The organism is Mesorhizobium sp. WSM4836 (genome assembly GCF_055811815.1).
Map to the genome: position 1 here is coordinate 88,639 of NZ_JBVVQF010000011.1, position 9,240 is coordinate 97,878.

Consider the following 9,240-nt stretch of genomic DNA (forward strand, 5'->3'; position numbering starts at 1 on the left):
CTTTCCTGGAATTGCTCTAGCGGCCCGCTGGCAAAAAGGCTCAAATGAAGCGCGGGATCGGACCGTTTTGCGGCGTGGTGCGGTCGCCGAGGTCGAGGAAGATTTCGTCGATGTAGCACCATCCCCAGCCTTCCGGCGGATCGTAGCCTTCGATGACAGGATGGCCGGTTGCCCGAAAATGTTTGGTGGCATGACGGTTGGGCGAGTCGTCGCAGCAGCCGACGTGGCCGCATGTACGGCAGAGCCGCAGATGCACCCACTGCGAACCGCTGCTCAGGCATTCCTCGCAGCCGAGCGCGCTCGGCGTCACGTCGCGAATGTCCCCGGCGTGCCTGCATTCGTCTGCCATCATACGCTCCTGACCAGTTGTGGCGCCACGGTGAGACTGCCGTTTTGCGCCAGGTATGCATGCAGCGCCGCAACCACCTGGGCGCCTTCGCCGACAGCAGCGGCGACGCGCTTGATCGAGCCGGAGCGCACGTCGCCGATGGCGAACACCCCGCGGCGGTTCGTCTCCAGTGCACCACGTTCCTGGCCAATGTCCGGCCCGGCGCGAACGAAGCCCTTCGCGTCCAACGCCACGCCGCATTGCGCCAGCCAGTCGGTGTTCGGGTCGGCGCCGATGAACAGGAAGAGGTGGCGGATTGGACGTGCTGTCTCAGTATCGCGGCTGCGCCAGCGCACTTTGCCAAGATTGCCATCATCGCCTTCCAGCGCCGTGATCTGCGTCTCAGCCAGCACTTCTATGTTCGGCTGTGCACTGACGCGCTCCACCAGATAACGCGACATGCTTGCATCCAGGCTGCTGCCGCGCACCAGCAGCCATACCTTCTTCACATGCGCCGCCAGATAGACGGCAGCCTGACCAGCCGAATTGCCGGCGCCGACCAGGGCCACCTCTTCCCCGGCGCAAAGCCGTGCTTCGATCGGCGACGCCCAGTAATGCACGGAGGTTCCCTCGAATTGCGCCAGGTTTGGCATGTCGAGGCGGCGGTAGCGTGCACCGCTGGCTATCACCACCGATCGCGTCTGCACGGTCTCCCCGTCGCCGACGACGAGCGTGTACTGGGCGCCGGACGTGTCGCTTGCACTGCCCAGCAGCTTCGCCTCGTCCGGTATCGCCATTTCGACACCGAATTTCTGCGCCTGGTTATAGGCGCGCGCCATCAGCGCCATTCCCGAAATGCCGGTCGGAAAGCCGAGATAGTTCTCGATGCGCGAGGAGGCGCCCGCCTGTCCGCCGAAGGCACGGCAATCGAGCACGATCGTAGACAACCCTTCGGAAGCCGCGTAGACGGCAGCCGCGAGCCCGGCCGGTCCGGCGCCGACAATTGCCACGTCGTACAGCTTGTCGGCGTCGATCGGCCTCACCAGGCCGATGCAGCGCGCAAGCTCGTTCTCTCCTGGATTGAGCAGCAGCTTGCCGTTCGGACAGAGCACAATTGGTAGATGGTGGATATCGACATGGAAGCGCTCGATCAGGGTCCTGGCGCAAGGATCGGTAGCCGAATCGAGAACCCGATGCGGCTGACCGCTGCGGGCCAGAAAACCTTGCAGCCGCAATACGTCGCCGCTGTCGACCGGTCCGACAATGATCGGTCCGGCTGTACCGCTCTCGAGCAGGCCTACACGGCGCAGGATCAGCGCCCGCATGATGCGCTCGCCGAGGTTTGCTTCCTCTACCATCAGGTCCCGCAGCCTTTGTGAGGGGATGACGAGCGCCTCGACCGGCTCGACCGCCTCCACATCCACCAGTGAGGGCCGGGCTGAAAGCTGCGCCAGCTCGCCGACGAAATTGCCCGCACCATGCGTGACTATCGTTTCGCGCCGGCCGAAGCTGCCGCCCTGGGTAATATCCACCTTGCCGGACAGGATCACGATCAGACCGGGCGCCAGCTCGCCGGCTTTGACGATCTGTTCGCCTGCGGCATAGAACACGGCTTCGCCGAAACGGCCCATGCGGTCCAGGTCGGCTGCAGCCAGCGCTGGAAACATCTGATCGTGACGGGCAATGGAGATCGGACTAGCGGATTGAGACATGGTTCGAACCTATCGCCGGTGTCCGACAGTTTGAAGCGGTTTTTTGCGGCTTGCGGGCCGGTAGGAACCTAGCCCGCCTGTTGGTAAACGCTGTGCCCTTCGCTTCGCAGTTAACCGACGGCGACCGTGCGACGGTGTCGTCGCGACGGGCCTCACACTCCGTTGCATCCCCTTGATTTGTTTGATTTGCGTGTTCCGGCAAACCCGGCGCATTGCTGCTTCAGCCGGCGCTTTTGTGAGCCGGCCAGGCCCGGCGCGCCGTCCTGTGTCAAACTCTCGGCCGCCGGGCTTCTGGACAGCAGAAAAACGGCCTGCCTCCGCTAGGCGGCCACCTGAAGTACGATCTTGCCGCGCGTGTGCTGCTTCTCGAGCTGTTCCTCGGCCTTGGCGACTTCCTCGAGAGGATAGATTGCCTGCACGAATGGCCTGACCTTCCCGGCGTCGATGAGGCGGCTGATTTCGGCAAGCTGTGCCGCGTTCGGCTTGGTCAAATAGGAGACGCCGCGAGCCCGATGCTGGCGGGCCTTTTCTGCCGACGGTTCGGAAACCGTCGCGACGAGCGTCCCGCCGGGTTTGAGCACGTCCCACGAGCGGTCCTGTGTTTCACCCGCCACGAGGTCGAAGACGAGGTCGACGTCCTCGACAACCTCCTCGAAGCGCTGGTTCTTGTAATCGACCGCCTGGTCGGCGCCAAGCGCGCGGACGAAATTGAAATCCTGCGCGGAAACGGTCGTCGCGACAAACGCGCCCGCAGCCTTTGCGAACTGCACCGCCAGGTGACCGACGCCGCCGGCGCCGCCATGGACGAGGACCCGCTGCCCGGATTTGAGGCTGCCGTGATCGAAAAGGCCTTGCCACGCGGTGAGACCCGCAAGCGGCACGGCGGCGGCTTCGGCGTGGCTTAAGCGTTGCGGCTTCGCCGCCGCCTCCGTTGCCTTGACGACGACATATTCGGCGTTGCCGCCGCGGTCGTTGCCGAGCATGGCATATAGCGGATCACCCTTCTTCAGCGTATGGGCCCGCGTGCCGCACAGTTCCACCACGCCGGATACGTCGCGGCCGAGCGTGATGGGCAGATCCACGCCCGAAGAGCCCTCGCGAACCTTGTAGTCGACGGGATTGACGCTTGCCGCGCAGACCTTGAGCGTGACCTCGTCGTCATGCGGCTGAGGCAACGGAACGTCGTCCAGCGACAGAACCTCCGGTCCACCAAAATCGTGGATACGGACGGCCTTCATAGTAATCATGGCTCGCTCCTCATCGGGTTGCAGTCCAGTTTGCCTCTGGACAGTTTCGCCGGCAGGCCAGCATCTATCCCGCCGGCGGGTCGGTCGTGGCAAAGGCCGGCCGGTGATGCGCGGTCAGTGTACCGTTTGCGAATGCTCGCCGCCCGGTTGCGAGATGCCGCTTAGCGCTTCACCGGCTGTCGCCGTTTCGCTGTTCGTGGCGAGGTCGCCCAGCGAAACGATGCCGACCAGGCGCTTGTCGCGGTTTAGCACCGGCAACCGGCGCACTTTCAGGTCAGCCATGTTGCGCAAAACATCCTCCGCGTCGTCGTCTTCGAAGCAATACCTGACCTCAGTGCTCATCACTTCCCGAACCTTGGCGTCAGGTGTCTTGCCTTGGGCGACGCCGCGGATTGCGATGTCGCGATCGGTTACCATGCCGACAAGCCGGTCGTTCTCGCCCACCGGCATCGCGCCGGCATCGAGGCGCCCCATCATTTCTGCCGCATCGCGCAGGGTTTGCTGCGGATTGGCGATCTCGACGTCCTTCGTCATGCAGTTGCCAACTCTCATTGAAACCTCCTTCGAATCGCAGGAGCCCGCCGCCAATTTCGGTGATGGAAGGGTGAATGAGCGCCAGCGCAAAACGTTCCATGGCAAGACCCGTTTCGAGCGCTCCGCCAAATCACCCTTGCCCTCCTCCATTCCGACCACCCTTCAGGCGGTCGGCCCGGGAAAAGTCGGTTCCGAAGGAATTTCGGAAGGCGTGCCGGGAGGAACTCCGATCGGCTCCTGATCCGGCGTTGGAATTGGATCCGGCGAGGGCGGGGGTACGCCTGGAGGTTCTCCCGGCGGTCCCTCCGGCGGGGCAGGCGGCCGGGCCGGCTCCGGATTGGGATTGTCCGGTAGTGGATTCGGGTCGTTCGGATCGGGATTGTTCATCGATCACTCCCCTGACATCTGCGGCTTGATCTCCGCCAAGAGCGGATTGGGGCAGCGGCGAGCAGGCCCTCCTGTCCTAAACCGAGGGGAAGCAAAAGCGTTCCCGTACCCGATGCCGAGCGGTGCCAATCTATCGGGCGGTTCCCAGGCTGGCATACATTCCGTTGGTGCGGAACTGCGTCGGGTTGATGCCGTAGAGGCGGCGGAAGACCTTCGAAAAATAATTGGCATCCTCGAAGCCGCACATGATGGCGACTTCCTTGACCGGCAGGAAGTCGGCCTTCGTCAGCAACTTCGCCGCCCGCTGCAGTCGCTGCTGCAGGACGAATTCGGCGGGCGGAAGTCCCTCGCTCTCGGCGAAGCAGCGCGAGAAATGCGCGCGGCTCAGGCCGCTGATCTCGGCGAGATCGGCAACGCGAAGCGGCCTGTCGAGATTGGCCTTGATGTGATCGATGACCGGCTGCATGGCGCTCTTGTCGTCGGTGACCGCATGTGAGCCGAAGACATCGTCGTAGAGCGCCATGGCTGCTTCATAGGCGACGGCCGAGGCGGCTCCGGGCGAGACCGCGCCCGTGATCAGGCGCACGCTGCAGTCGGCGAGATGATCGACCGTTGAGGGCTGCAGCCGCAGCACCGGACCGACGGCGGCAAGGATCGACTTGTGGATGCGCAGTGCCTCCTCGCCATTCATCGATATCCAGAAGAACTCCCATCGTTCGTCCCTGGCCAGCCAGTAACGGTGGTTGTGCGGCACGAGAACCAGCAACGTATCGCCCTTTTGCAGGCGGTAGTTCCGGTTCTCGTAGCGCAATCGGCCGGTGCCGCTGATCGTATGCTGGAGCACGGTAAATGGCGTCTGGCCGCGCCTGCGCCCATCCCAGTCGTAAACCTCGTTCTCGCGCACTTCATAGCCGGTGCTTGTCGGCATGGTGTGCAGGCGCTGGCGCCCACGCGGCAGCGATACCGTCCTGCCCGCCGGCCCGGCGTCGATCAAGTTCCGCAGCACAAAATTACCCCTAAAAGCATAATCCTTCTCTGGTCGCGTGCTGAATAAGGCGCATAATCCCTCGAGAAAAGCAAAAGAAACCGCGGTCGAAGAGCGGACGGGAGGAAGTACCGGATTCCAGCCTGCATGCCATTGCAGGCGGGCCGGGTCTCTTTTTGCCGTCTTTGCCCCAGCATTCGATCAGGTCGAGGTGAGGACTGATGAGTTTCAAGATCGCTATCATCGGTGCGGGAAGCGTCGGCTTCACCAAGAAGCTCTTCACCGACATTTTGTGCGTTCCTGAATTCAGGGATGTCGAATTCGCGCTGACCGATCTCAGCGAGCGCAATCTCCAGATGATCAAGTCGATCCTCGACAGGGTCGTCGAATTCAACAGGCTGCCGACCAAAGTTACGGCAACGACCGACCGCCGTGCTGCCCTCGAGGGTGCCCGCTACGTCATCAGCTGCGTTCGTGTCGGCGGTCTCGAAGCCTATGCCGACGACATCCGCATTCCGTTGAAGTATGGCATCGACCAATGTGTCGGCGACACGATCTGCGCCGGCGGCATCCTCTACGGCCAGCGCAACATTCCGGTGATCCTCGATTTCTGCAAGGATATCCTCGAAGTCGCGGAGCCTGGGGCGAAATTCCTGAACTACGCCAACCCGATGGCCATGAACACCTGGGCGGCGATCGAATATGGCAAGGTCGATACCGTCGGCCTCTGCCACGGCGTCCAGCACGGCGCCGACCAGATCGCCGAAGTGCTCGGCGCCAAGTCGCGCACCGAACTCGATTACGTCTGCTCCGGCATCAATCACCAGACCTGGTTCATCGACCTGCGTCTCAACGGCCGCAAGATCGGTAAGGACGAGCTGGTTGCCGCCTTCGAGGCGCATCCGGTCTATTCGCAGCAGGAAAAGCTGCGCATCGACGTCCTGAAGCGCTTCGGCATCTATTCGACCGAAAGCAACGGCCATCTTTCCGAATACCTGCCCTGGTATCGCAAGCGGCCGGACGAAATCACCCGCTGGATCGACATGTCCGACTGGATCCACGGCGAGACCGGCGGCTACCTTCGTTATTCGACCGAGACGCGCAACTGGTTCGAAACGGAATTCCCACAATTTCTGGAATCCGCCGCCAGGCCGATAGACCCCGCCAAACGTTCCAACGAGCATGCCAGCCACATTCTCGAGGCGCTGGAGACGAACCGCGTTTATCGCGGCCATTTCAACGTCAAGAACAACGGCATCATCACCAACCTGCCGCAGGACGCGATCGTCGAGTCGCCCGGCTTCGTCGATCGCTTCGGCATCAACATGGCGGCCGGCGTCACGCTGCCGGAGGCCTGCGCCGCCACTTGCATTTCCTCGATCAACGTCCAGCGCATGTCGGTTCATGCGGCGATCTGCGGCGACATCGACCTGCTGAAGCTCGCGGTCCTGCACGACCCGCTGGTCGGCGCGGTTTCGACGCCGGAAGAGGTTTGGCAGATGGTGGACGAGATGGTCGTCGCCCAGGCCCGCTGGTTGCCGCAATATGCCGATGCGGTGCCGGCCGCGAAGGAGCGGCTTTCGAAATCCAGGGTCAAGACCCGCGAATGGGCCGGCGCGGCACGGCGCGACGTCCGTTCGATCGAGGAATTGCGTGCGGAAAAAACGGCTCTCAAGCAGGCCGTCTGAATTTCATCAGGACGGATTGCGGTAAAGTTTCGGAGGGATTTTCGGCGCCGCACCGTCTGTGCATTCGTTCGAGGAGAAATGGAGCGGCGTCAACGCGCTCCTGAACAACAGGGAGGAGAGACGATGAGGAATTTCCGAAATATTGGCATTTTCGCCGGGCTGACGCTAAGCCTCTCAGCCTCGGCGCTGAGCGCATATGCATCCGAGCCGACCGTGCCGCTGGTGCCCGCGCAATTTCCCGCCGAGGGAAAGATCAAATATGTCGCGCGCGACTCCATCCTGGAGTTCAAGGCACTTCCGGAATACCACGAACCCAATTGGGTCACCGACAAATACGTCAAGCCAGGCAAGCTGCCGCCGCTCAAGGACCGGCTGCCGAAGGAGCCTCTGGTCTTCAAGACCGGCAACATGCCAGACGGCGTCGGCGTCTACGGCGATACGATGCGCCATGTCATCGGCGGCCGGCCGGAAGGATGGAACTACGGCGCGGGGCAGACGCAAGGCTGGGGCGGCATCGACATCGGGCTCTCCGAATGCCTGACGCGAACGGCGCCGCTTTTCCAGGTCGAAGCCAAGGACACCGAGCCGCTGCCGAACCTCGCCAGGGGCTGGGACTGGTCGAAGGACGGCCACACGCTGACGATGCATCTGGTCGAGGGCGCGAAATGGTCGGACGGCGTTCCGTTCAACGCCGACGATGTGATGTTCTACTGGGACGACGAGGTGATCGACCTCAATGTCTCGCCGCTGAATGGGGCCACGCAGGAGACCTTCGGCGTCGGCACGACGCTGAAGAAAATCGACGACTACACCGTCGAGTGGACCTTCAAGGACGCCTTTCCGAAGCAACACCTCTACGCCATGGCTTACGGCAAATTCTGCCCCGGACCGTCGCACATCCTCAAGCCGCAGCATCCGAAATATTCGAAGAACACTTACGAGCAGTTCAAGAACGCGTTCCCGCCGGAATATATGAACATGCCCGTGATGGGTGCCTGGGTGCCGGTGGCATACCGCCCCGACGACATCATCGTCATGCGCCGTAATCCGTACTATTGGAAGGTCGACGAGAAGGGCAACCAGCTGCCGTATCTGAACGAGCTGCACTACAAATTGTCGACCTGGGCCGACCGCGACGTTCAGGCGGTGTCGGGGGCTGCCGACATCTCCAATCTGGAGCAGCCGGAGAATTTCGTCGCCTCGCTGAAGCGGGCGGCGCAAAAGGACGCGCCGGCTCGACTTGCCTTCGGTCCACGGCTGATCGGCTATAATCTGCGGATGAATTTTTCCGGCAATGGCTGGGGCAATCCCGACGAGCGCGGGCAGGCGGTTCGCGAACTGAACCGCAACGAGGATTTCCGCAAGGGCGTTACCATGGCGCTCGACCGCAAGGCGCTCGGCGACTCGCTAGTCAAGGGTCCGTTCACCGCCATCTATCCGGGCGGCTTCTCCTCGGGTACGAGCTTCTACGACCGGAAGTCGACGGTCTACTACCCCTTCGATCTCAAAGGCGCCAAGGCGGAACTCGCCAAGGCAGGCCTGAAGGACACCGACGGCGACGGCTTCGTCAATTTTCCTGCCGGCCCCGCCGGCGGAAAGAATGTCGAGATCGTGATGCTCGTCAACAACGACTACACCACCGACAAGAGCCTCGCGGAGGGCGTCGTCGGCCAGATGGAGAGGCTAGGTCTTCGCGTTGTCCTGAACGGGTTGAACGGCGTCCAGCGCGACGCGTCCATGTATTCCGGCCGTTTCGATTGGATGGTCAGGCGCAATGATGAGGAGCTCACCTCGGTCGTACAGAACACCGAGCAACTGGCGCCCATCGGCCCACGCACAAGCTGGAATCATCGCGCTCCGGAAAACGGCCAGGTTGATCTGATGCCGTTCGAAAAGGACCTCGTCGACATCGTCAGCAAGTTCGTCTCGGCGCAGGACAATGACGAGCGCGCCAGCCTGATGAAGCAGTTCCAGAAGATCTCGACGCAACACGTCTATACCGTCGGGCTGACCGAATATCCCGGCGCGCTGATCATCAACAACCGCTTCTCCAATATCCCGCAGGGAACGCCGATCTTCATGTTCAACTGGGCCGAAGATTCGATCATTCGTGAAAGGGTCTGGGTCCCTGTCGACAAGCAGCAGAAATATGAACTGTTCGCCGAGCAGCTTCCCGGAAAGCCCGGCGACAAGGGTCCGACGAACTGAGTTTCCTCCCCTGACTTGAAAAATCCCGGCCGCGGGGCGGGGGGGGGGGGGGGCCCCCCCCCCGGGAAGGTGTAAGGATAAACCACCGCGGGGGAGAACAGCCCGCGGGGGAGGTTTTGGTTTTTGGAAGAAAAACCCCAAAACCGAGCGG

General features: G+C 62.4%; 8 protein-coding genes. 3 read left to right on the forward strand and 5 right to left on the reverse strand.

Annotation, left to right across the window (positions count from 1 at the left end):
• Positions 1–40: 40 nt before the first annotated feature.
• The 4 genes from AC0L2P_RS15175 to AC0L2P_RS15190 form a co-directional block, all read right to left on the reverse strand.
• Positions 41–352: a UBP-type zinc finger domain-containing protein gene (locus AC0L2P_RS15175; RefSeq protein WP_473502116.1), complete on the reverse strand. Its 312-nt coding sequence runs from the start codon at positions 350–352 to the stop codon at positions 41–43.
• Positions 349–2,040, reverse strand: a complete 1,692-nt coding sequence (locus tag AC0L2P_RS15180) for an FAD-dependent oxidoreductase (protein ID WP_473502117.1) — start codon at positions 2,038–2,040, stop codon at positions 349–351. The genes AC0L2P_RS15175 and AC0L2P_RS15180 overlap by 4 nt, the downstream gene beginning before the upstream one ends.
• Positions 2,041–2,360: 320 nt before the next feature.
• Complete coding sequence (locus AC0L2P_RS15185; RefSeq protein ID WP_473502118.1) at positions 2,361–3,287, reverse strand: NADP-dependent oxidoreductase; 927 nt, start codon at positions 3,285–3,287, stop codon at positions 2,361–2,363.
• A 114-nt stretch (positions 3,288–3,401) separates the two neighbouring features.
• Positions 3,402–3,839, reverse strand: a complete 438-nt coding sequence (locus AC0L2P_RS15190) for a CBS domain-containing protein (protein ID WP_473502119.1) — start codon at positions 3,837–3,839, stop codon at positions 3,402–3,404.
• Here AC0L2P_RS15190 and AC0L2P_RS15195 point away from each other — a divergent pair.
• Positions 3,820–4,062 carry a hypothetical protein gene (locus AC0L2P_RS15195; protein WP_473502120.1) on the forward strand — a complete coding sequence of 81 codons (243 nt, stop codon included), beginning with the start codon at positions 3,820–3,822 and terminating at the stop codon, positions 4,060–4,062. The two genes, AC0L2P_RS15190 and AC0L2P_RS15195, sit on opposite strands and share 20 nt — an antisense overlap.
• Positions 4,063–4,338: 276 nt before the next feature.
• Here AC0L2P_RS15195 and AC0L2P_RS15200 read toward each other — a convergent pair whose 3' ends face one another.
• Positions 4,339–5,136 (reverse strand): AraC family ligand binding domain-containing protein, encoded by a 798-nt coding sequence (locus tag AC0L2P_RS15200; protein ID WP_473502219.1) that lies wholly within the window; start codon positions 5,134–5,136, stop codon positions 4,339–4,341.
• A 278-nt stretch (positions 5,137–5,414) separates the two neighbouring features.
• On the opposite strand from AC0L2P_RS15200, the gene melA reads away from it, so the two are divergent.
• Positions 5,415–6,881 (forward strand): alpha-galactosidase, encoded by a 1,467-nt coding sequence (gene melA, locus AC0L2P_RS15205; protein WP_473502121.1) that lies wholly within the window; start codon positions 5,415–5,417, stop codon positions 6,879–6,881.
• A 123-nt stretch (positions 6,882–7,004) separates the two neighbouring features.
• Complete coding sequence (locus tag AC0L2P_RS15210; RefSeq protein ID WP_473502123.1) at positions 7,005–9,089, forward strand: ABC transporter substrate-binding protein; 2,085 nt, start codon at positions 7,005–7,007, stop codon at positions 9,087–9,089.
• The last annotated feature ends 151 nt before the right edge of the window (positions 9,090–9,240 follow it).

Coding starts and splice junctions, on each gene's coding strand:
- AC0L2P_RS15175 (WP_473502116.1), bottom strand. CDS start 352: ATGATGGCAGACGAATGCAGGCACGCCGGGGACATTCGCGACGTGACG.
- AC0L2P_RS15180 (WP_473502117.1), bottom strand. CDS start 2,040: ATGTCTCAATCCGCTAGTCCGATCTCCATTGCCCGTCACGATCAGATG.
- AC0L2P_RS15185 (WP_473502118.1), bottom strand. CDS start 3,287: ATGATTACTATGAAGGCCGTCCGTATCCACGATTTTGGTGGACCGGAG.
- AC0L2P_RS15195 (WP_473502120.1), top strand. CDS start 3,820: ATGCAGTTGCCAACTCTCATTGAAACCTCCTTCGAATCGCAGGAGCCC.
- AC0L2P_RS15190 (WP_473502119.1), bottom strand. CDS start 3,839: ATGAGAGTTGGCAACTGCATGACGAAGGACGTCGAGATCGCCAATCCG.
- AC0L2P_RS15200 (WP_473502219.1), bottom strand. CDS start 5,136: ATGCCGACAAGCACCGGCTATGAAGTGCGCGAGAACGAGGTTTACGAC.
- melA (WP_473502121.1), top strand. CDS start 5,415: ATGAGTTTCAAGATCGCTATCATCGGTGCGGGAAGCGTCGGCTTCACC.
- AC0L2P_RS15210 (WP_473502123.1), top strand. CDS start 7,005: ATGAGGAATTTCCGAAATATTGGCATTTTCGCCGGGCTGACGCTAAGC.